At 38.9% G+C, this 18,647-nt stretch carries 27 protein-coding genes; 20 read left to right on the forward strand and 7 right to left on the reverse strand.

The window, feature by feature from the left end:
• Positions 1 to 131 precede the first annotated feature (131 nt).
• From JZO85_RS13120 to JZO85_RS13135, 4 genes are all read left to right on the forward strand, one after another.
• Positions 132 to 1,124 (forward strand): DUF4767 domain-containing protein, encoded by a 993-nt coding sequence (locus JZO85_RS13120; RefSeq protein WP_207108998.1) that lies wholly within the window; start codon positions 132 to 134, stop codon positions 1,122 to 1,124.
• Positions 1,125 to 1,195: 71 nt separating this feature from the next.
• Complete coding sequence (locus JZO85_RS13125) at positions 1,196 to 1,696, forward strand: hypothetical protein (protein ID WP_207108999.1); 501 nt, start codon at positions 1,196 to 1,198, stop codon at positions 1,694 to 1,696.
• Positions 1,697 to 2,072: 376 nt separating this feature from the next.
• On the forward strand, positions 2,073 to 2,273 hold the full coding sequence (locus JZO85_RS13130) for a cold-shock protein (RefSeq protein WP_028020787.1): 201 nt from the start codon (positions 2,073 to 2,075) through the stop codon (positions 2,271 to 2,273).
• 78 nt (positions 2,274 to 2,351) lie between these two features.
• On the forward strand, positions 2,352 to 2,585 hold the full coding sequence (locus tag JZO85_RS13135) for a hypothetical protein (protein ID WP_207109000.1): 234 nt from the start codon (positions 2,352 to 2,354) through the stop codon (positions 2,583 to 2,585).
• Positions 2,586 to 2,639: 54 nt separating this feature from the next.
• On the opposite strand, the gene JZO85_RS13140 is transcribed toward JZO85_RS13135, so the two are convergent.
• Both JZO85_RS13140 and JZO85_RS13145 read right to left on the reverse strand, forming a co-directional pair.
• Positions 2,640 to 3,110: an ImmA/IrrE family metallo-endopeptidase gene (locus tag JZO85_RS13140; protein WP_207109001.1), complete on the reverse strand. Its 471-nt coding sequence runs from the start codon at positions 3,108 to 3,110 to the stop codon at positions 2,640 to 2,642.
• 4 nt (positions 3,111 to 3,114) lie between these two features.
• The gene (locus tag JZO85_RS13145; protein WP_207109002.1) at positions 3,115 to 3,441 is read right to left on the reverse strand and encodes a helix-turn-helix domain-containing protein; all 327 of its coding nucleotides are present in this window, start codon (positions 3,439 to 3,441) and stop codon (positions 3,115 to 3,117) included.
• Between the two features lie 218 nt (positions 3,442 to 3,659).
• Between JZO85_RS13145 and JZO85_RS13150 the strand changes: the two genes are divergently transcribed.
• The 3 genes from JZO85_RS13150 to JZO85_RS13160 all read left to right on the forward strand — a co-directional run bounded on the left by JZO85_RS13150 (position 3,660) and on the right by JZO85_RS13160 (position 5,353).
• On the forward strand, positions 3,660 to 4,049 hold the full coding sequence (locus tag JZO85_RS13150) for a DUF722 domain-containing protein (RefSeq protein WP_207109003.1): 390 nt from the start codon (positions 3,660 to 3,662) through the stop codon (positions 4,047 to 4,049).
• A 322-nt stretch (positions 4,050 to 4,371) separates the two neighbouring features.
• Positions 4,372 to 4,587, forward strand: coding sequence for a BhlA/UviB family holin-like peptide (locus tag JZO85_RS13155; protein WP_207109004.1), 216 nt, complete (start codon positions 4,372 to 4,374; stop codon positions 4,585 to 4,587).
• Positions 4,588 to 4,669: 82 nt separating this feature from the next.
• Complete coding sequence (locus tag JZO85_RS13160) at positions 4,670 to 5,353, forward strand: peptidoglycan amidohydrolase family protein (RefSeq protein WP_207109005.1); 684 nt, start codon at positions 4,670 to 4,672, stop codon at positions 5,351 to 5,353.
• 39 nt (positions 5,354 to 5,392) lie between these two features.
• On the opposite strand, the gene JZO85_RS13165 is transcribed toward JZO85_RS13160, so the two are convergent.
• Complete coding sequence (locus tag JZO85_RS13165; RefSeq protein ID WP_207109006.1) at positions 5,393 to 6,124, reverse strand: class I SAM-dependent methyltransferase; 732 nt, start codon at positions 6,122 to 6,124, stop codon at positions 5,393 to 5,395.
• Positions 6,125 to 6,210: 86 nt separating this feature from the next.
• Positions 6,211 to 6,426, reverse strand: coding sequence for a hypothetical protein (locus JZO85_RS13170; RefSeq protein ID WP_207109007.1), 216 nt, complete (start codon positions 6,424 to 6,426; stop codon positions 6,211 to 6,213).
• A gap of 545 nt (positions 6,427 to 6,971) precedes the next feature.
• Here JZO85_RS13170 and JZO85_RS13175 point away from each other — a divergent pair.
• Together JZO85_RS13175 and JZO85_RS13180 are read left to right on the forward strand one after the other, a co-directional pair.
• Entirely contained in the window at positions 6,972 to 7,403 is a 432-nt protein-coding gene (locus JZO85_RS13175) for a universal stress protein (RefSeq protein WP_207109008.1), read from the forward strand.
• A 76-nt stretch (positions 7,404 to 7,479) separates the two neighbouring features.
• Positions 7,480 to 7,908 (forward strand): universal stress protein, encoded by a 429-nt coding sequence (locus JZO85_RS13180; RefSeq protein ID WP_207109009.1) that lies wholly within the window; start codon positions 7,480 to 7,482, stop codon positions 7,906 to 7,908.
• A 313-nt stretch (positions 7,909 to 8,221) separates the two neighbouring features.
• Here the strand turns inward: JZO85_RS13180 and JZO85_RS13185 are convergent, their stop codons facing one another.
• Positions 8,222 to 8,371, reverse strand: coding sequence for a hypothetical protein (locus JZO85_RS13185; RefSeq protein WP_207109010.1), 150 nt, complete (start codon positions 8,369 to 8,371; stop codon positions 8,222 to 8,224).
• Positions 8,372 to 8,644: 273 nt separating this feature from the next.
• Here JZO85_RS13185 and JZO85_RS13190 point away from each other — a divergent pair, with 273 nt between their 5' ends.
• From JZO85_RS13190 to JZO85_RS13200, 3 genes are all read left to right on the forward strand, one after another.
• Positions 8,645 to 9,367, forward strand: a complete 723-nt coding sequence (locus JZO85_RS13190) for a C39 family peptidase (RefSeq protein ID WP_242550360.1) — start codon at positions 8,645 to 8,647, stop codon at positions 9,365 to 9,367.
• Positions 9,368 to 9,522: 155 nt separating this feature from the next.
• Positions 9,523 to 9,951 (forward strand): universal stress protein, encoded by a 429-nt coding sequence (locus JZO85_RS13195; protein ID WP_207109012.1) that lies wholly within the window; start codon positions 9,523 to 9,525, stop codon positions 9,949 to 9,951.
• A gap of 123 nt (positions 9,952 to 10,074) precedes the next feature.
• The gene (locus tag JZO85_RS13200) at positions 10,075 to 10,833 is read left to right on the forward strand and encodes a MerR family transcriptional regulator (RefSeq protein WP_207109013.1); all 759 of its coding nucleotides are present in this window, start codon (positions 10,075 to 10,077) and stop codon (positions 10,831 to 10,833) included.
• 385 nt (positions 10,834 to 11,218) lie between these two features.
• On the opposite strand, the gene JZO85_RS13205 is transcribed toward JZO85_RS13200, so the two are convergent.
• On the reverse strand, positions 11,219 to 12,052 hold the full coding sequence (locus tag JZO85_RS13205) for a helix-turn-helix domain-containing protein (protein ID WP_207109014.1): 834 nt from the start codon (positions 12,050 to 12,052) through the stop codon (positions 11,219 to 11,221).
• A gap of 103 nt (positions 12,053 to 12,155) precedes the next feature.
• Between JZO85_RS13205 and JZO85_RS13210 the strand changes: the two genes are divergently transcribed.
• From JZO85_RS13210 to JZO85_RS23505, 6 genes are all read left to right on the forward strand, one after another.
• Positions 12,156 to 13,238 (forward strand): hypothetical protein, encoded by a 1,083-nt coding sequence (locus JZO85_RS13210; RefSeq protein ID WP_207109015.1) that lies wholly within the window; start codon positions 12,156 to 12,158, stop codon positions 13,236 to 13,238.
• A 139-nt stretch (positions 13,239 to 13,377) separates the two neighbouring features.
• Complete coding sequence (locus tag JZO85_RS13215) at positions 13,378 to 13,860, forward strand: hypothetical protein (RefSeq protein WP_207109016.1); 483 nt, start codon at positions 13,378 to 13,380, stop codon at positions 13,858 to 13,860.
• A 267-nt stretch (positions 13,861 to 14,127) separates the two neighbouring features.
• The gene (locus tag JZO85_RS13220; protein ID WP_207109017.1) at positions 14,128 to 14,634 is read left to right on the forward strand and encodes a GyrI-like domain-containing protein; all 507 of its coding nucleotides are present in this window, start codon (positions 14,128 to 14,130) and stop codon (positions 14,632 to 14,634) included.
• Between the two features lie 10 nt (positions 14,635 to 14,644).
• Positions 14,645 to 15,433 carry a class I SAM-dependent methyltransferase gene (locus JZO85_RS13225; RefSeq protein ID WP_207109018.1) on the forward strand — a complete coding sequence of 263 codons (789 nt, stop codon included), beginning with the start codon at positions 14,645 to 14,647 and terminating at the stop codon, positions 15,431 to 15,433.
• Positions 15,434 to 15,450: 17 nt separating this feature from the next.
• Positions 15,451 to 15,927, forward strand: a complete 477-nt coding sequence (locus tag JZO85_RS13230; protein ID WP_207109019.1) for a GyrI-like domain-containing protein — start codon at positions 15,451 to 15,453, stop codon at positions 15,925 to 15,927.
• A 477-nt stretch (positions 15,928 to 16,404) separates the two neighbouring features.
• A complete protein-coding gene (locus tag JZO85_RS23505) occupies positions 16,405 to 16,548 on the forward strand; it encodes a DUF4368 domain-containing protein (RefSeq protein WP_488350009.1) in 144 nt (47 codons plus the stop codon).
• Positions 16,549 to 16,686: 138 nt separating this feature from the next.
• On the opposite strand, the gene JZO85_RS13240 is transcribed toward JZO85_RS23505, so the two are convergent.
• Positions 16,687 to 17,361 (reverse strand): hypothetical protein, encoded by a 675-nt coding sequence (locus tag JZO85_RS13240; protein WP_207109021.1) that lies wholly within the window; start codon positions 17,359 to 17,361, stop codon positions 16,687 to 16,689.
• Positions 17,362 to 17,485: 124 nt separating this feature from the next.
• Between JZO85_RS13240 and JZO85_RS13245 the strand changes: the two genes are divergently transcribed.
• Both JZO85_RS13245 and JZO85_RS13250 read left to right on the forward strand, forming a co-directional pair.
• Positions 17,486 to 17,746, forward strand: a complete 261-nt coding sequence (locus JZO85_RS13245) for a hypothetical protein (protein ID WP_207109022.1) — start codon at positions 17,486 to 17,488, stop codon at positions 17,744 to 17,746.
• Positions 17,747 to 18,199: 453 nt separating this feature from the next.
• The gene (locus JZO85_RS13250; RefSeq protein WP_207109023.1) at positions 18,200 to 18,625 is read left to right on the forward strand and encodes a universal stress protein; all 426 of its coding nucleotides are present in this window, start codon (positions 18,200 to 18,202) and stop codon (positions 18,623 to 18,625) included.
• The last annotated feature ends 22 nt before the right edge of the window (positions 18,626 to 18,647 follow it).

An 18,647-nucleotide genomic window follows, 5' to 3' on the forward strand; every position in this document is an offset into this window, starting at 1 on the left:
TGTAGCATGATACATAATAATCAGGACCATCCTCTTTTTTCCTACAAATAAAATTAAAAATAATAAATATTAAATATATCTTGTTTCAAAACAAGCAGTTCGATATTCTATTTATGGGAAGAGGTGCTATTATGAAAAAGGCTATTTTAAGTATGGTATTCTTACTTACTCTGTCGCTTTTCGCCGGCTGTAAACAAGAAAAATCAAAGGAACAGCCTGCTGAACAAAAAATTAAAGTAACCAGCAGATCTGACACGGAATCCACAAGCAGTTTGCCTGCTAAGAATTCTACAGAGAAAACTAAAGAAAAAACTGGAAAAACAGCTAAGTCATCCATGAATGACCTTTGGAGCACAGACAAATCTGCTAAGCTTCAAGAGTTCATGAGTAGCTGGGGACAGACGATGGGGCAGACCTACAAGGCGTATTATCCTAAGCAGTCCGTTGATTTTTATGGATTAGATTTGCCGGATGGGGTGATCGAGGGGACTAAAACGCAGCCGATGGCAGTGGATGAACAGATTGTTACTGGCGAATGGTCAGAGACAGGAACATCCTCCAGTGAGTATTCGATCGTTGCCGTCTATTCTGATGCTGAAACAGCTCCGTATGCAGCAAAGCATGTTTACTTTTTTGCTTTTCATGATCAGCAGCCGCTTGTTTTAGTTTCAATGCAAAATCAAGGGATGCCAGATAAGGCATTTCATTTTAGTGAGACAGAAAATCAAGAGTTAAAAAATGGCTTTTTAAGTATCGTTAATGGCGGCACAGTGGCCGCACCAAAGGCAGACCAATCAGCAAACACATGGAGATCCATGGACGAGGCGATGGCGTTTTATGAAGCCGTGTATAAGAATCCTGAGAATAACCTAGAGATGATTTGGGAAAATTATGACCGGAAATGTTGGAGTCTAGTTGAACAAAGCGGGAATCGGATGGTACTACATTGGGCGAATATTGGAGGTGCTGGCGGCAGCTACGATGAATTCCTCAAAAATGGAGAGACAACGCAGCTGATTGTTTATGGCGGGAATGCTGCTTATCCCAATGATCCTAGTGTACGGTATACGATTCAAAATGAAGGGCATAAGGTTATTCAAGCTGAAAACCTCTATGAGAAGTAGGAGTGGAAACAGAAAAAGTACTTTATCAATGCTGAAAATGCCTCTATAATTAAGTAAAGAAGGCGTTTGCGATGAAGAAAGTTACAGTAGTTGTCGGACTTTTTTTCAGTGGTCTTTTACTAGTTGGTTTTTCTCTTGAAGCTTCCGCAAGTGTTGCCATTTTTCGTTTGTACAATCCAAATTCTGGTGAGCATTTTTATACGTCCAATTTGTCGGAGTCGAGAAATTTAAGAAGTGTTGGCTGGCGAGAAGAGCGGATCGGCTGGTTTGCCCCGAATGCCCATACGGGTGCCCCTGTTTATCGCTTATATAATCCAAATGCAGGAGACCATCATTATACGATGAACAGCTATGAAGCAGCTCATTTAGAGCGAGTGGGCTGGCGAGATGAAGGAACGGCTTTTGTATCTGCTTTTTCAAATCAACCACGAGTTCCTATTTATCGCCTATACAATCCTAATGCAAAAACAGGCGCGCATCACTATACGCCGGATTCAAACGAACGCGACCATCTGGTAAGAGTAGGCTGGCGTTCAGAAGGGATTGGCTTTTACGCAGAAACCGCTGAATAGTTGAAAATTACATTTAAAAGGTACTAGTGCATGCTGTCTGATTTTTGGGCAGCATGCTTTTTTACAGATTGATTGTTCGTGTTTAGCTCTTTAGAATGGTAAACAGCCTATTCCTATTTGCTATTATGAAAAGAAACGGGAATACAAGGCTTGGTTATAGTTATTAAGAAAAAACAGTGAAACTTAATAATATATGTGGATAAAACGACCAATGTTCAGGTTTTTTTGCTTTTTCCATTCATTCATGGTATGGTAACTAAGTAATACTTTGATATGTGACTAGTTGGTTATCTATAAGAAATTTAAGATACTTTTTTATTACACGTCATTTTTTATTACAAATAAACACAGTGATGTGTAATTGGAGGTACTTTACATGAATAAAGGTACAGTAAAATGGTTTAACGCAGACAAAGGATTCGGTTTTATTACTGGAGAAGACGGAAATGATGTATTCGCACATTTCTCAGCTATCCAAGGCGACGGATTCAAATCTTTAGACGAAGGTCAAGCAGTGACTTTTGATGTTGAAGAAGGCCAACGCGGCTTACAAGCTTCAAACATTGTAAAAGACTAAGAATTGTTGTATTGACGGATGACTAAGGAGATCGGAGACGATCTTCTTTTTTTATAATATTTGAAGGAGGATATTCAAATGGCGAACACCTATGGATTCAAATCTCCACAGCCCTCTTTTTTAGGAGAGCGCTTCTCGATCGGACAAGAAGTATTTTTCGAATATAAAAAGGAAACACAACTAGGGGTTGTAAAGAATAAACTGAACAATTCTGCGATCGTCAAAATTATTAAAAGTGAAACAGAAGACTTTATTGATTTTACGACGGTTATTAGTTATGGTGAACTAGTCGATCCTGAGACCAATTTTTAATCATCTTAATTTATAATAAAAGAAATGACCTTAGCGTGCCTGCTAAGGTCATTTTTATTCGTCAAAAAACTCAAATACCCCGATAGTTCCATCTGCTCGAAAAAGAATGCGATAGTTTTTATAGGAAAGTCCCTCTTCGTAGGTTCGGGCGTAGACCTTGACTGCATGCTCCAGCGATTCTTTTTTGATCCCTAAATAATCGGCACATTCCCAAACAGTAGAAAAGCGTTCCTTATAACAATCAATGATATCTTGCGGAGTCACTATTAAAGTAGCCCCAACATCGCGGGCTTTCTGCTCTTGTTTGCGTTTTTCATTGGTGTCCTGCTGTGTGATGTCACCTGAGCTCGTTAAATAGTGGGCGATCTCCTCAGCGACCGTATCTGTCAGCTCCTCCGTTGTTTGACGGGGATTTAGATAAACATGATTATCGATATATAGTCCTTTTTGCCCATCAGGCATAGAAGGGTCAAAGATGTAATTGATTCCTTGAAAATGAGCCATCAATTTTTCTGCTTTATCCATTCGATCAGTCCTTCTTTGCATGTTTTTGTTTAATAAAATCAATATAGTTTAGAATATCTTCCATCTGTTCTTCGGTCACTTCATCATCAATATGCGCTGCCACGGTCCTCTGTTTAGTAGAAAAAGAGCTCTTTTGCTCGCGACCATGCAAATAGTCTAAAGAGACATTGAAGAAATCCGCAATTTTATTCTGCGTTTCTATATCCGGCGTCCGCTTTCCCTGTTCATAGGAAGCGTAAGTGGTTTTTGCGATCCCCAGCTCTTTTGCCATATCCATCTGGGTGAGGTGGGGTGTTCTTTTTCTCAGCTCTTTCAATTGTTGTGCAAACATAGTGACACTCCCTTCTATAGTATAGTAACACGAATCGTCGAACTATTTCTATAAAAAACAGACGATTCGTCGACAAAATGATTTACAAGGTACGCGAAATGTATTACCATTAAGCTACAAAACTAATTTTGAATACTTTATAGAGGAAATTTAGCATTAAAAATAATCGACTATTTTCTTGTTGCTTCTAGTAATAGTTATTTTAAGGGGGAGAGCTCATGGAAAAATGGAAGAAGGACTATTTAAAAGGAATTCTGCGAGATTATCCTAAAATGGAGGATTACTATTTAGAAAGGAAGGAAAAACTACTTTTTCATACAAAAGGAACACACCCGCATTCGACTACAGAGACCCAAAATAAAAAAATGCTGATTTCTATTTCTTTGGATCGACAGCTGATCAATTTGGAACGAAATCAAAAGGTCATTGCACAGTGTTTAGAAAATGCAACAGCAGAGACAAAAGAAATTATCGAGCGACTGTATCTGTCTGATAAGCAGAAAGCTAGTCTTGATTTAGTTGCTGATCAGGTCTTCCTAAGTAAAAGACAAGTGATGCGCCTACGCGATCATTTTTTTGAAGAATTAGCTGAACATCTTGGCATTTGATGTCTTTTTTTTGGCAACAAAACGAACATAAGTTCGTATATAGTGTAGATAGATCAAATAGAAAGGGATGAAGCGTATGCGTAAACGATTGTTTGCATTGAATATGGGCGGGAAAACATCAAAGCATGTTTGAGGGGGAGTGCAAGCAAAGAAATTAGATAGTTCGGAAGTTTTTTGACAAATGATTTTCCTATTTTTCGATGTTTAATGGATTGTTTTTCAGCATGTATGGCGAATGACGAACTCACTCATTGGATCAATTTGTTCTTCTGAATTGTCTAGAAGGTCAATAACAGAATCAATACAGGAAAGCTGGTGGAGCATGGATAACTTTATTTCAACGTTTCTCAATAATCCTGAAAGCATCGGATTTCCAGTGCTTTTTGTATTTCTCTTAGTATGGGTGATGAAGCAGAATAATGCGCGAGAAGAACGCTACTTAAACACCATCGATGGTTTGACAGAAGCGCTTAAGCAAGTCGAGAGAATTGAGACAACGGTCAATCATATAAATGAAAGAATAGGAGATCAGGGGTGAGGTTTTGGATAGTCTGATCTAAGAAGTCGTGAAAAAGTATAGTAAGCGAAGTATTAAAAAAGTATAGATAAGGGGTGAAAAAATGGGAGATATAAATAAAATGATTCAATGGATGAAGGATCGTGAAGGTAAGACAACCTATAGCCAAAGTAATCGCATGGGGCCGAATAGTTATGATTGTAGCTCCGCAGTTTATTTTGCACTAGCAGCCGGGGGCTTCATTCCCTCAGGTAGTATGGGATGGACAGGTTCTTTACATGATACAACACTTCCGCCAATTGCTACAAAAATAGCTCGTTCTGAATGTACAAAGGGAGATATCTTTTTATCAAAATACTGGGCAAATGACGGACATACAGGGATTTTTGTAGATAATAAAACAATCATTCATTGTTCATATGGAAGAAATGGAATTTACACAACTCCAGCAGATGGGGGATACATGGGATACGAACCTATTGAATATTATAGATTGAAAAATGCAGATAGTGGATCAGAAGAAAATACAGAAAAAGAGGGAGAGATAATGATGTATATTTATTGGAAGCAACAAAAAATTGGATCAAAAAACTATGATGGGTATTTTGTGAATGGGAATAAGAGAATGTATATCAAGGATGATACTTTGTTGCAGGCTTGTAGATCATTAGTAAAATATTATACAGGTAAAACTAATGAAAATTGGTATGGAAATGACGGGTTCATGGTTTTATCTATTGAAGCAACTACCGAACTAGTGGAGTTTAAATATTATGCAACTAAGTAAAGCATAGAAAAGAATCCCTGAANNTTCAGGGATTCTTTTCTATTCACTCTTCTCCGCCCTAACAATCAGCATCATCGGCCGGCGCATTTCATCTTTCATACCGGAAATGTGCATCATATTTTCCGGGGGCATTGGTTCAACGATCCGTTTGAGCTGAAAGCCATTAGTTAATAAGTTGTCTAGATAAGTAGTCAGCGTTCGATGGTATTTCGTGACGTCGCTGCCGAGAAAATGGGCAGTTCGTTTACCTTCGTAAAAATAATTATCGACAGGGAAGTGTGCGATTTTCCCAGCTTCGTCATAGAACCAGTCTTGTGAACCTTCTGCAGTGAAAGTCGGATGCTCGACGGAAAAAATCAGCTGACCGCCAGCGACCAACCAGTTCGCAATATTTTTTGCCAGTTTCTCAAAATCGGCAATGTAATGGATCGCCAGAGAACTGATAACGAAATCAAAGCTATTCGGTTCAAAAGCTACGTCATCAATGCTGGCCTGTAGATAGGTGACATTGCTGAAAGTATTTTTTTTACGAGCAACCGCCAACATTTTTTCTGAGAGATCTACACCGATGACAGAGGTTGCGCCATGCTCTGCTGCGTAAAGACAATGCCAGCCATAACCGCAGCCTAAATCCAGCACGCATTTTCCTTCAAAATCAGGCAACACTTCTTTTAACGTCTGCCATTCACCAGCACCGTCCAGGCCTTGTTGACTACGAGTCATTTGGCTATAGCTTTCAAAAAATTTCTCATTATCATAAATAGTATTCATTCTAATTCCTCCATGTAATTGTATTTTTTTAAACTACATGGAGTCGACCTCTTTTGTGAGCGATCATTTTTAGTTCCTCGCTTTCGTTAGATTTCGTTCATCCAATACGTACGGTCAATTGGTTCGACAAAAATTTCGAATTCAATAGACTCTTTTTCAATAATTTGAGTTACACCATGAACCAGTAAAAATTTATCTGGTTCCCTCAATTGCAGTGTATCTCCTACATGAGGGATCAAAGAAAGATCTATCGTCCGTTCTTCTTTCCGAGTCAGGATATTTCTTAAGTTAGCTTTATACATGCCCGTTCCTCCAATTACCCATTGTGTCAACGTACCTAGTTTAACATACAAAGGCTGTAGAAAGAGGGGCAATCTTGATGTGAAATGTCATGTATATGCCTCTATTAAACAAAACAGTCATACTGTCTAAATTTTAGTACTGCAGGAAGTGAGCACAAAAAAGACCGGCCAAAAATTTGGCTGCGGTCCGCAAGTGAAAAAACAAATTCTATAAAGGATGGGTAATACCCGCTTTTTACTATAATAGGAAAAGGCTTTCTTTGCAAAAAATTTGCTCAAAAAAAAAGCCGTCGCAGGGCAACGACGGCCGGAGTCCTGGGAAGGAACTCGGATAAACAAATGAACTACTGTAACTTTAACGGATTGCCAAAAGAGATACAAGAAAAATGCTCACAGGTAAAAATAATTTTAGCGGAAACTGAGTAACGTGATGGATTAAAATCTAAAAACAGCTATTTGCACACAAAAAATAAAAATCCAAAAAGTTGCTATCGTTTCACAGATAGCTTATTTTCCTTTATAATTTAATAAAGGAGGCGGTTACAATGATTAGTAAATACAAGAATATTTTAGTAGCAGTTGATGGATCGGAGCATTCAGAACACGCTTTTGAGGAAGCCGTTGAAGCAGCCAAGCGCCATGATGCCAAACTGAATGTTATTTCAATCATTAATGACAGCGAGCTCTCCACCAGTGCTTTTTCTTTCAGTAAAATTTATGCGGCAGAAAAAGAACAAGTTGAAAAAGAAATGTTGAAAAAAATTCATGATGCGTCTCGAAAAGAACTAGAGAATATTGAACCTTTTGTTGATTTAGGCAATCCAAAGGAAAAAATCGTTGAATTTGCTAAAGAGAATGACATTGATATGATTTATCTAGGTGCTACGGGAAAAGGAGAAATCAGTTTAGCACGAATTGGTTCTACCGCAGCCTATGTTGTGAATCATGCGCCATGTAGTGTAACGGTGGTTCGGTAATTTTTTAGATGAGAGGTACAATAGGTGTGTTTCTTTAGAAGAATCCGCACATTGGTTTGAATGAGGAGGGGATACAATGATCAGCAGATATAAGAATATTATGGTAGCAGTGGATGGATCGGATCAATCGGAAGGGGCTTTTTTCGAAGCGATCGGCGCTGCCAGACGAAATGAAGCAAAGCTATATGTCGTTCAGGTAATTGATGATTCCAGTATTTTAATGAGCAGTGCGCAGCCGATGGATGATATCTTAGCAGAGGAAACTCAGCGAGCGAAGCAGTATTTAGCAAAGCTGGTTGAACGTGGTCGTTATCAAAATATGGAAACGATTCAATACATCGGCAATCCTAAGAAAGCCTTGACCGAAGAGCTGCCTAAGCAGTATGATATCGATTTGATTTATGTCGGCGCCACCGGTAAAGGGCGTTTCCAACGGTTGTTAGTCGGCTCCACGAGTGGATATATTGTTAATCACGCCCCATGCAACGTGATGGTTGTAAGATAAATAAAGGTTTTGACGAGTTTCTATTCGTCAAAACCTTTTTTGAATTGGCCTTGCCGCTCCTTTAGCTGAATAAAAGACAAAAAAGGCACCTACCGTGGATTCACAGCAGGTGCTTTTAACGCAATTTCGCGTCTTTCATTGAGGAGTCACTCCTAATTCGTTTTAAGGAAATCATTTTTTGAGAAAAATGAGTCTAATTCTCACCACGTATGTCATTCCGCTAATCAATCTAAAGCTTGAAGCGGAACTGAGATCCTAATTCGTTTTAAGGAAATCATTTAGTCGATTTAAAGATCGAAGTGGAATTGAGATCCTATTTCGTTTTTTGCAATTCTTGTACCGCTTTTTCAATCGTTACGCCAGTTGCTACATGATTTTGATCATTTTTGTCGAAAACGATAAAAAGATTCAAGTCAGTGTTCAATGTGACACGGTATTGCATGTTTGTGTTATCGAATGTCATAATCATTCTCCTTTCTTATTGTGACGAAAGGCAACTATTACGTTGATAACGAAATTCCAGTTATTAATATATCATAGAACGGCATTATTTACTAACAAAAAGTTTGTAAACGCTCTATAAAGGATTGAATTTATCAAATCCTTAAGACTTGCTCCATTAGAGAAGATAAAACGTTAAAATACTTTAAAATTCCGGTGCCCCGAGGGTTTTTCTTTGGTCCATTTCCTAATAGACCGTATAATTTCCGATGGACTATTAATGTTAGGTGATGAGATGAAGAAAAAAAGGATAACGATACTGCTGATTTTTATAGCATTAATCAGCGGCGGGATTTATTTTGCGAAAGAAAAAAATGAGATCACGGAATTATTGGAGCCCTCTCAGCAAAAAAATAAACTGGTTTTGGACGTTCCAGTAGAAAGTCAATTTGATGGAGATGCGTTGGAAAATGGGTGTGAAGTTACTGCGCTATCGATGCTATTGCAGTATTATGGTTATGATACCAATAAAAATGAGTTAGCTGATAAGTTAGATTATCAGCCTTTGTTTACAGAATCTGGAAATCATGGAAATCCCCATTTAGGTTTTGTAGGAGACATTACTGGTGGAGATGAGGCGATGGGTGTTGCTGTTGAGCCAATCGCAAAATTAGCGAAGGAATATGTCGGAGATGACTATCGCGTCATAGCAGGTGAGAAAGCTTCATTCAATAAAATTATAAATGTGGTCGCTAGCGGCAAGCCTGTTTGGATCGTTGCAACGGTGGATTTTCAGGTCCCGAAGGATGATGATTGGCTGCTTTGGGAAACGGATCAAGGCAGTATGTATGTGACACCGTTGATTCATTCTGCTGTGATCACGGGTTTTGATCGTGAGAAGAACATCGTGTATGTAAACGATCCATATGGGTATCAAAATCGAGAAGTCGATTGGTCGGACATGAAAAAAATCTACCAGGAATCTGATCAGCAATCCTTGTATTTAGAAAAGAATTAAACAGCACCGGCACCTCGAAATTTTTCGAGGTGTTTTTTGGTACTTATAAAAAATCAAAACCCAATATAGACACTGATAGAATAAGCTTTTGAATTCAAAAAGGGCTTACAATTTTATCTTGGCTTGCTATACTGGAAGAAAAGGAGGAGGGGCCAATGAATGAACGCTATTACAATATTTTAGCCGCAGTAGATGGATCACCGCAGGCTCATCAGGCATTGATGGAGGCAGTTGAAACCGCGCGTAGAAATAACGCTCGTCTGTACATTGCCCAAGTTGTCAACAGTGCTGGAATGTTAATGAACCGTGCAACGCCTGTTTCTCAGCTGATCGAAGAAGAAAACCGTGCGGCAATCAAATTATTAGAGGAAGAGGTTGCCGGAATTGATTATTATAATAAGCAGATGATAACCTGTGTTGGAAGTCCTAAAAAGGCCCTTTGTTTTGATTTGCCGGAAACCTATAAAATTGATTTGATCTACATAGGAGCAACTGGAAAAAGCGCGATCGAACGCAGACTGGTGGGATCGACCACTGATTATGTCGTCAACAATGCACCGTGTAGTGTAATGGTCGTCAAATAGATGCCAGCAAAAAGTTTCTTTTCTTCCTTGACCTTCACGTTACGTCAAGGTGTAAGATATTTTTTGTCGAGAGAGAAATCAGTAGATGAAATAACCCTATAAAAGAAAGATAGAAGGAATCAGATGAACTATACAATTAAACAAATGGCCGAGCTATCCGGTGTGAGTACCCGCACCTTGCGCTTTTATGATGAGCGTGACCTATTAAAGCCGGCGTTTTTAAGCGAGGCCGGTTATCGTATGTATACTGAAAAAGAAGTTGATCGCCTGCAGCAAATTTTATTATATCGCTCTCTAGGGGTTCCGTTGAAAACCATCAGAGGATTAATTAACCGTCCCGCTGAAAAAATTCAGCAAACGTTGCTGGAGCAAAGAGTTGAAGTGGTGAAAAAAAGAAATGAATTGGATCAGCTGCTGGAAGTTCTCGACAAGACATTACTTTATTACAAAGGAGAGATTGAAATGACAGCTGAAGAAAAATTTGACGCTTTCAAAAAGAAAGCTGTATTGGAAAATGAAGAAAAATATGGACAAGAGATCCGTGAGAAGTATGGGGAAGAGGCAGTGGAAGCCTCTAATCAAAAATGGCTGGGAATGACTGAGCTTGATTATCAAAAAATGGAAGAAACTGAAGCGACTTTATTTAGCAAGTTGACTCAATATCTAGCAGAAGGAAAACTACCCAGCCCATTAGCGGAAGAGATAGTTGATTTGCACAAAACCTGGTTGCAATTCAGCTGGAAAAAATACACTAAGGAGATCCACAGAGGTCTGACTGAGATGTATTTAGGAGATGAGCGCTTTACCCGCTACTACGATGAAAAATGCGGCGTCGGAGCCACGGAAGCTTTGTGTCAGATCATTCAGTATTATACAAGCTAAAAAGGATTTAGTGGCTTAGCGCTTCCCGCCCGCGCGCGTCTATAACGGCACCCCACAGTCTGATGCCCTATCTCCAGGCTTTTCATCAACGTGTAGGCATGGTTTCTATAATGACCCTTTTTATAGGTTTTTCTTTTGTTTTCTCGATTCATATTGGAAGCCTCCTGAAAGTCGTGTTTTCATGATTTTAGGGAGGTTTGGATTGATTTTATACAAATCTCTCGGTCAGCACACAACCCTGAACAAGCTGTAATACTTTGTGCAGACTATCTCCTTCGTTCTTATTGGTAAGGCCGACTATATGGCTCAATTTGACACTTTGTTGGAAAAAAAAGCAAAGTGTCCTACTTTGCTGCAAACTGTTCCACTATATCTTGATCTTGGTTTATGAAAATTTTTGGGTATGACAAGTAAATGTAACTTCACAGTAATTGTCGGAGCATTTATCTAAATTCACCGACTCGGTAAAATTGCCATCCCAATAAATAGCATTATCTGTAAACCAATTGCCAATAACCTGTGACATTAAAATTCTAATACGTGTTACGCCTGTACCATTCAAAGGATGTAAGCCGAAATATTCAAAACTAGCCCATTGTCCGCTTGCAAACCGCCACTCAACCGAGTTGATAGTATTCGTTTTGTTTTGGATTAAGTAATGTTGGCTAAATTCTCCCGGCGATAAATTCTTACATGCGGCTGTGTAAATTGTTGATGTACAACGCTCAATGCCCTCTAACAGACTTTTCCCCCATAGCAGGTTATCAAGGTTATGGTAGCGTCTTAGCTCACCAGATATAGTAAATGCTGGACGAACCAACAACTTTGCTTCGCCAATCATACCATCTGCTGAAACAGTAAAACGCTCTAAGGATGGGACTTCTACTATCTCGATACTGTCACCATAATTACGGAAACGTGCTGGAGTAATGCCATAGCTATCCTTGAAAGCGCGAATATAAGACTGTTCATACTGAAATCCACAATCTAATGCTACAGAAAGTATTTTATCACCTGCCAATAACTGTGGCAGGCTGGTAGCTAACCTTCGGGCCCGGATATAAGCCATAGGCGTCATTCCTGTAAAACGGTCAAATAAGCGTATCAACTGAAAAATGCTTAGATTGGCAGTCAAAGATAACTGTTCGAGTGAAATTGAATTGTTTAAGTTTTTTTCAATATATTCAAAAGTATTATTGATTTGGGTAACAATAGACACAGGAAATCTCCGCAATTTGGGTTCATTTTTTTGTTTTGTATCATGTTAGTATTATATCATATTAAGATATCAATGGTTACGTAATATTGGAAAGGGGGAAATCATGAAAAGGTATCCAAGGAGTAAACTAATTTCTTTTAATGGTTCTGTAGACCGCACGCAAGAGCCTTTGGTTCCCCATAGAAACGCTTTTCCATCTGCAATGATGTCTTTGGGCGTACTAATGGGTCTCAAACACGATACTACCTTGATTGAAGCTCATGGAAGAACTTGGCGAATGGATCATGACCATAACTTGCATATGGGTATTTCTGGCGAAGCATTTCGTTTTATGTTTGACACGGTAGAATACTCTAAGATTTCTATGATAGACGGGGCGGCAACGATACGGGATTGTTTTTCAGCCATAGGCTTAACTTGCGATTTATATTCTGCCAAAGTGGTTTATGGTATTGATGGAGTATGTACATCTAAGGAAGAATTAAAGAACCTTGTTTTGAAGAATCTATGTGAAGGTTTCCCAGTGTTGCTTTTAGGACAAAAGAAAATAGAACGGGTAATTTTGGCTATCGGTTTTGAGAATTATGGTGATACTCTAATTGCTTGGACGTTTTCATCTGGCAATGATATTCCGAATAAAACATTTTCACCCCAAGATTGCCTGTATATTTCAAAATGGTATCAAGACATTAGTGCAGTTGCGATTGTTAAGTCGAAAGCTAAACGTCCAAAAGCGGAAGTTCTAGTTGACATTTGTCGCCGGGGGCTTATACGTAACGAAAGAATTTTAAGAGAGCACCGTAGCGAATCTTACGGTTTGGATATGGATTATTATGATAACTGGATTAAGGGTCTGAGGGATGAGAGTTTTTGGACAGGAAATATTAAAGGATTTCCTTACATATATCCTGAAATCTTTGATTTAGCTGAACGCCGTGTCTATGGTGCCGAATTTCTGAAAAAGGTTGGAGATATGCTTTGCACTGAGAAACTTTTACTGGCGGTAGATGCTGGTAATGAAATCCATAATTTGATGTGGGATGTCCACTCAATCGTTAATGAAACTGAAATAGGAAACACCGCCTTATATGATTGGGAGGTACGGAAAAAAATAGTTAAAGATATTGAAAAATGTCGAACATTAGACGGGATAATGGCCGATTGTATCGCCTATGCGCTTCAATGATAATGTTCAACTTTCTATGAGTTCAATCTTTTAAAAGGCTACAGAGAGTGTACAAATGATTATTGAAAAAAACACGATCTTCAACATTTACTGATCTACTCACACATACTGATTATTTCAAAATTAGAGAGGTATTATAATGGAAAAAGTAAAAACAGTATTCATTCGGACTATCGAAAAGTCCGCTCGCAAGGTTCTTATTAAACGAGGGATAAAAGCAACAGGGTATTTCGCATACTGTGAGGAAGTAGGTTGTGACGTGTGGGAACTACTCACTCGTATCAAGACCTTGGAGGGTGAGCCAGTCTGTCTTTGGCTTCCTCCACAATACATCAAATCCGGCACTTCGGAGTATGTTCAAGGAGTGGAACTGCCTGCTGATTTCAATGATGAAATTCCGGAAGGGTTCGATCTCATTGATCTTCCTACCGCAAAATACCTCGTGTTTCAGGGGGAACCCTTTGAGGAGAAAGACTATGGCCAAGCCATCATGGAGGTTCAGTCTGCCATAAACAGATACAACCCAGTGTCGTTAGGGTTTGCTTGGGATAAATCAAATCCTCGCATTCAGTTGGAGCCTATTGGCACACGGGGATACATTGAGTTAATGCCCGTCAAGTGATTGATCTGCGATACAGCATTTGGTCTATAATATTTGATGAACAGCAAAAAACGAGGTGAAACTGTGTTTACAATGTCTGTTTTGTATCAATATTCAGCAATATACAAACTTTCTTTGATATTCTGAACATTTATAGCAATGGCCGCTTTCCAATATGGCGAATAGAATTGCCAACAAAAGAAGTGGTGGAACGAACCTTTCTGGATTAGAGAGCCAAAAGCATACAGTGTGAAATGAGAAGCAGGCATCTTAAAGGGAGAAAATGATATGGCCAATTTAGTGAAAACAGACATTATTACGATACCAGACGCGATGATAGTCGGGTACGAGGTCGTTAATGGCGTAGGACAGAACCAAGTACCTGCATTATGGGAGAAGATCTTTCAGGAAAATCTACTAGCTCAATTACCTATAGAACAAGCAATACTGGATTTATATATTGGGTGGATGGGTGAGTATCTCAAGGACAGTGGCACTTTCACCTATATTGCAGGACTACTAATGCCCACAGGATACAGTATTCCAGAAGACTTCTCTTACCGTCGTATTGCATCATGTCAGGTTGGATTAGGAACTATCAACTGTTGCTTTGCAGGTGGGGAAGTTTTCGAGCAAGCCCATAATATGACTGTAAAAGGCATCCGAGTAGTGGGATTTATACCGGATTACTCTTTCGGTTGGAGCGCAGAAGCCTATCCAAAGGATTTGTCCTTTGATGCAAAAAATGGAACCATCCATTATATTTGTCCCTGTAAAAAAGAAAACTTTTTATAAGGAGAAGAAAATGAATAGTAATCCAATTATTTCAAACTACTCTGACTTTGACGAGGATCAAAGAGCTTTTGGAAGCAGAGCTGAGCATATAGAGTTTATATACACAAAGCGGCTTCTTAATCATTACATTGCTTCAGACAAAATTGTAGTTGAGTTGGGATGTGGAACTGGATACTATGGTCTTTATTTATCCGGTAGATGCAAGTCCTATCAAGGCATTGACATTGTTCCCAAGCACATAGAACAGTTTCAGTCTAAAATCAACGAACAAGGCTTGCGCAACGTTAGTGCATCATTGGGAAATGCGGCGCATTTGCCTGAAATTCAGGATAATACCTATGATGTTGTTTTGGTTTTAGGGCCTATGTATCATTTGCCGCATGTCGAGCGTCAAAAAGTTATATTGGAAAGCAAGCGGATATGTAAAAATGGTGGCGTAATTATGTTTGCCTACATCAATAAAATAGGAGCCTACTTACGAGCGTGTATAGATGAAAATATGAAAGCGGGCTATCCAAACGCAAAGACAAATAAGTCTGTCCTTGTTCATGGAGTTGATGATAAACTACCAGAAGTTTTTTACTTCACCATGCCGGAAGAAATCGAGCATGATGTGAAGCAAGAGGGACTTACTGTGGTTCGTAACGCAGGAGTGGACTATTCATTTAGTCCCACTGACATAAACAAAATGAATGATCAACAATATGCGGCTTGGACTGAAATTATGGACTTCATGTTTGGTAGCGGTTCCTGTACTGGCACCAGTAACCATGCCGTTTTGGTCTGTCGAAAATCATAAAAAAAGGAAGGTTGATAATGGTATATCGCATAGAAACAATGGATTCAATCCAACTAATGGGTAAGGCGGAAAGACAATTTATCGGCAATGTTCAAGCAAACATTTTTTGGAACAAATGCAAACAAGATGGCACATTAACGCAACTTACGACACGATCAACTTCGTTGGACAAAGAACTAATTGGGTTAGCCGATTCTTCGTCCTATGATGGGAAAAGTTACTTGTATTATGTAGCCACACCTTTTGATGGAGAAACTATTTCTGACGGTTTTACAATTATCAACCTTCCAGCGTCCTTGTGGATTAAGTTTAAGTATTCAAGTTTTGTTTTGGATACTGCGGATAAGGATATTTGGACATATATTTATTCAGATTTCTTTCCCGCATCAAAATACGAACCATCTGAATATCAGTTGGAAGTATACCCCTGTGGAGATGGGAACTATTCCGGAGATATATCTGAGATTTGGATTTCAGCAAAAATAAAAGCTTAAGAACAATAGATACAAAAGGATTTATTCAATCTGAGATTATTTTGCCGAACAACACGAAGCTGACTTTACAGACATCCTAATCACTGGCATATTGTGTCAATTATTGCCTCCTTTATGGAACACAGCATGTACTATCATCCGAGCAACATCATAGGTATAGTCGCAAGTTAATAGTGTAACTAATCTGTCCGTGCTGTACAGAATGGTGTCTGTTCAGATAAATGAGCGATCAATGGTAATGCTCATATACTGCACAAAGCTGTCTATACTATCAAAGTCTAGCATATAAGTTTCACTGATTGGTGAAGTAACATAGATCGAGAATACCTCATAATGATATTTTCGCTCTAGCGTGTAAATATTAAAGGTCGGATGTGCTTCATAAAATATCTGGCTTTTATATTCAGATAAAAATCATGGACCATAGTGGAGCTATTCATTTTATGACAGTATATACAAGAGTGCAAGACAGTGAACGTGAATAAGTTTTTAGCTACAGTGAAAAAGTACACCAACATCAATCAGCTCACTCTCGAAATCGTGAATGAGCTGATTGATGTTCACAAGCGGAACAAGAAACACGCCAAAAAAAGCTACACAGAAAATCGAAATTTACTATAACTTCATTTGCATAATAGGCCCACCAGAAATTCCTACTATACAGGTGACCGTGAAGCGAAATGAAAAGGCCGCCACTGATGCGGGATTCTTGTGATGATCACCAATTTAAACCTTTTTCAAAAAAACACGATAACATTCTTATTTTAATGCCAGTAAATTTATTGAACGTTGTGCTTCTGCTGCGAATTGTTCCTCCTTCAGCAGTAACGATTTACTTTGAGGAAACGCAGAAAAGCAAATCAGAAATTTCCATTGAATCAAGGGTTCATTGCTATAGGTGTTTTTGATTTGTAAAAGCCGCTGATAATTTTCTGTGGTTGCTAATGCAGGATGATAAAAGGCCATATAGCCGATCGCGTCAATCAGCTCACTGAGCTGTGGCAGTGGAAGTATGTCCGCGGCCTCCAGTAATGTCGGAAAAATTTCCGGCGTCATTCGCCCCAAAGAACGAGCCATCAGATCTCGCGGTAAGGGAAAGCTTTTCTTTTTTGAAGGTGCGGCGGGCGAACGATGCTGATTATCACCGATGATCGCGAGAAAATCGATCATTTTTAACGCCGTCGTTTGATTGCCGCTTTCTAATTTCTCAGTGATCGCTAGGCGAGTATAGAGTGCAGGTTCTGTTTTTAAGCAAATCAATAAGTTGTCCGAAGTTTCACAAGTTAGTGGCAAAAGCTTGGCGGCAAGAGTTCTTTCACTGGCCTTTTTGGAGAAAAGCAGGGGAGTTAGTTCATCGACAGCTTTATTTTTATGAGCAGCTAGTTCACTATCTTCAACCCAGCCGCGCTTTTTTCTTTGTAAATAGGTATTCATGGATTTCGCTCCTTTTTTACAGTATAACAGAAGTTGAAATTGAAAAATTTGTGCTTTTGTTCACAAAACGATTGATTTCTGATAAATGCTATGCTATGATCAAAAAAAAGAAGAGGTGATGGGAATGAAAAAAATAGTTGCGAATCCGATGGAGCTAAGAGATGCTATTCGTTGCGAGAAACAAAATATTTCAATCACAGGCGGCTTTGCTAAAATGATGCAACCGTTAGCTGCACAGCAAGAAGCGGATGTAGAGAAAATGGACTTGCCGACCTTTATGAAATTGGCTTTAGATCCTGCTACGCTGGAGACATTAGCCACAGCGTATCAAGTTGCTATGAAGAATGATTCAAAAGGCTTTGAATTAGAATATGTAAAGCTTTAATTTTTACCTGTTTTTGTGAAAAATGTATCAAAGTTGCGGAATAAATTCCTTGCAGTAAATGAGCTGCGAGGTTTTTTTAATTGCTTTAAACTGTCACTAGGGCGTGAAAATAATTATTTTGGTAATTTTAATTCTGCTTAATTATAGAAAATAGACATTTTAACGGAATGAAAATATTTAGTAACATTCAGAATAAATTTAAAAATGTTAAAAAAACAATTCAAAAAATCACCAAAATAGGATAAAAATCTGTTAAAATATGAATATGAGGAAGACCTCTCTCAATCTTTCTTAGCTAGTTTTATTTGACTAGCATCCCCTTTAAGCACCTTGTTAATCAAGGTGCTTTTTTTATTTTTGGACAAAGAGGATTAGGACGGCGAATGAAAGCGCTTGATATTTCTAGCCGAGTTGGCTTACAATTAAAGAGAATAAGGGAAAGGGGGTCTTACCATGAAAGAGTCTTACAAAAAAATACTTGTTGCAGTGGATTCATCGGAGCAGGCACGCCGCGCATTTCAAGAAGCCATCGAAGTCACACGCAGAAATGAAGCACATTTGTATATTTTGATCGTATCAGACACCAATCATCTAGGGTCCGAACCTTATGCAGTAGACCACATTGTCAAGGAAGCAAGGAAGGCTGCGGGAGCAATCGTAGAAGCTTTAGAAGAATCGATTCCAGAAGATATCGCCTTCACCTCGATCGTTGATGATGGAAATCCAAAAGCCAAAATTGTTGCTTACGCCGAAGCGGAAAAGATCGATTTGATTTTAATGGGCGCTACCGGAACAGGGACTTTTTCACGTTTATTACTAGGATCGACGACCGCATATGTCGTAAATAATGCTCCTTGTAACGTGATGGTGGTTCGATAAATAAAGAAGAAGCCAGCACAAT

It is taken from the genome of Candidatus Enterococcus murrayae (assembly GCF_017315985.1).
Classification (GTDB): Bacteria; Bacillota; Bacilli; order Lactobacillales; family Enterococcaceae; genus Enterococcus_A; species Enterococcus_A murrayae.

Bases quoted from the DNA above. Each gene is read 5' to 3' on its own strand.
- JZO85_RS13120 (WP_207108998.1), top strand. From the start codon at position 132: ATGAAAAAGGCTATTTTAAGTATGGTATTCTTACTTACTCTGTCGCTT.
- JZO85_RS13125 (WP_207108999.1), top strand. From the start codon at position 1,196: ATGAAGAAAGTTACAGTAGTTGTCGGACTTTTTTTCAGTGGTCTTTTA.
- JZO85_RS13130 (WP_028020787.1), top strand. From the start codon at position 2,073: ATGAATAAAGGTACAGTAAAATGGTTTAACGCAGACAAAGGATTCGGT.
- JZO85_RS13135 (WP_207109000.1), top strand. From the start codon at position 2,352: ATGGCGAACACCTATGGATTCAAATCTCCACAGCCCTCTTTTTTAGGA.
- JZO85_RS13140 (WP_207109001.1), bottom strand. From the start codon at position 3,110: ATGGATAAAGCAGAAAAATTGATGGCTCATTTTCAAGGAATCAATTAC.
- JZO85_RS13145 (WP_207109002.1), bottom strand. From the start codon at position 3,441: ATGTTTGCACAACAATTGAAAGAGCTGAGAAAAAGAACACCCCACCTC.
- JZO85_RS13150 (WP_207109003.1), top strand. From the start codon at position 3,660: ATGGAAAAATGGAAGAAGGACTATTTAAAAGGAATTCTGCGAGATTAT.
- JZO85_RS13155 (WP_207109004.1), top strand. From the start codon at position 4,372: ATGGATAACTTTATTTCAACGTTTCTCAATAATCCTGAAAGCATCGGA.
- JZO85_RS13160 (WP_207109005.1), top strand. From the start codon at position 4,670: ATGGGAGATATAAATAAAATGATTCAATGGATGAAGGATCGTGAAGGT.
- JZO85_RS13165 (WP_207109006.1), bottom strand. From the start codon at position 6,124: ATGAATACTATTTATGATAATGAGAAATTTTTTGAAAGCTATAGCCAA.
- JZO85_RS13170 (WP_207109007.1), bottom strand. From the start codon at position 6,426: ATGTATAAAGCTAACTTAAGAAATATCCTGACTCGGAAAGAAGAACGG.
- JZO85_RS13175 (WP_207109008.1), top strand. From the start codon at position 6,972: ATGATTAGTAAATACAAGAATATTTTAGTAGCAGTTGATGGATCGGAG.
- JZO85_RS13180 (WP_207109009.1), top strand. From the start codon at position 7,480: ATGATCAGCAGATATAAGAATATTATGGTAGCAGTGGATGGATCGGAT.
- JZO85_RS13185 (WP_207109010.1), bottom strand. From the start codon at position 8,371: ATGACATTCGATAACACAAACATGCAATACCGTGTCACATTGAACACT.
- JZO85_RS13190 (WP_242550360.1), top strand. From the start codon at position 8,645: ATGAAGAAAAAAAGGATAACGATACTGCTGATTTTTATAGCATTAATC.
- JZO85_RS13195 (WP_207109012.1), top strand. From the start codon at position 9,523: ATGAATGAACGCTATTACAATATTTTAGCCGCAGTAGATGGATCACCG.
- JZO85_RS13200 (WP_207109013.1), top strand. From the start codon at position 10,075: ATGAACTATACAATTAAACAAATGGCCGAGCTATCCGGTGTGAGTACC.
- JZO85_RS13210 (WP_207109015.1), top strand. From the start codon at position 12,156: ATGAAAAGGTATCCAAGGAGTAAACTAATTTCTTTTAATGGTTCTGTA.
- JZO85_RS13215 (WP_207109016.1), top strand. From the start codon at position 13,378: ATGGAAAAAGTAAAAACAGTATTCATTCGGACTATCGAAAAGTCCGCT.
- JZO85_RS13220 (WP_207109017.1), top strand. From the start codon at position 14,128: ATGGCCAATTTAGTGAAAACAGACATTATTACGATACCAGACGCGATG.
- JZO85_RS13225 (WP_207109018.1), top strand. From the start codon at position 14,645: ATGAATAGTAATCCAATTATTTCAAACTACTCTGACTTTGACGAGGAT.
- JZO85_RS13230 (WP_207109019.1), top strand. From the start codon at position 15,451: ATGGTATATCGCATAGAAACAATGGATTCAATCCAACTAATGGGTAAG.
- JZO85_RS13240 (WP_207109021.1), bottom strand. From the start codon at position 17,361: ATGAATACCTATTTACAAAGAAAAAAGCGCGGCTGGGTTGAAGATAGT.
- JZO85_RS13245 (WP_207109022.1), top strand. From the start codon at position 17,486: ATGAAAAAAATAGTTGCGAATCCGATGGAGCTAAGAGATGCTATTCGT.
- JZO85_RS13250 (WP_207109023.1), top strand. From the start codon at position 18,200: ATGAAAGAGTCTTACAAAAAAATACTTGTTGCAGTGGATTCATCGGAG.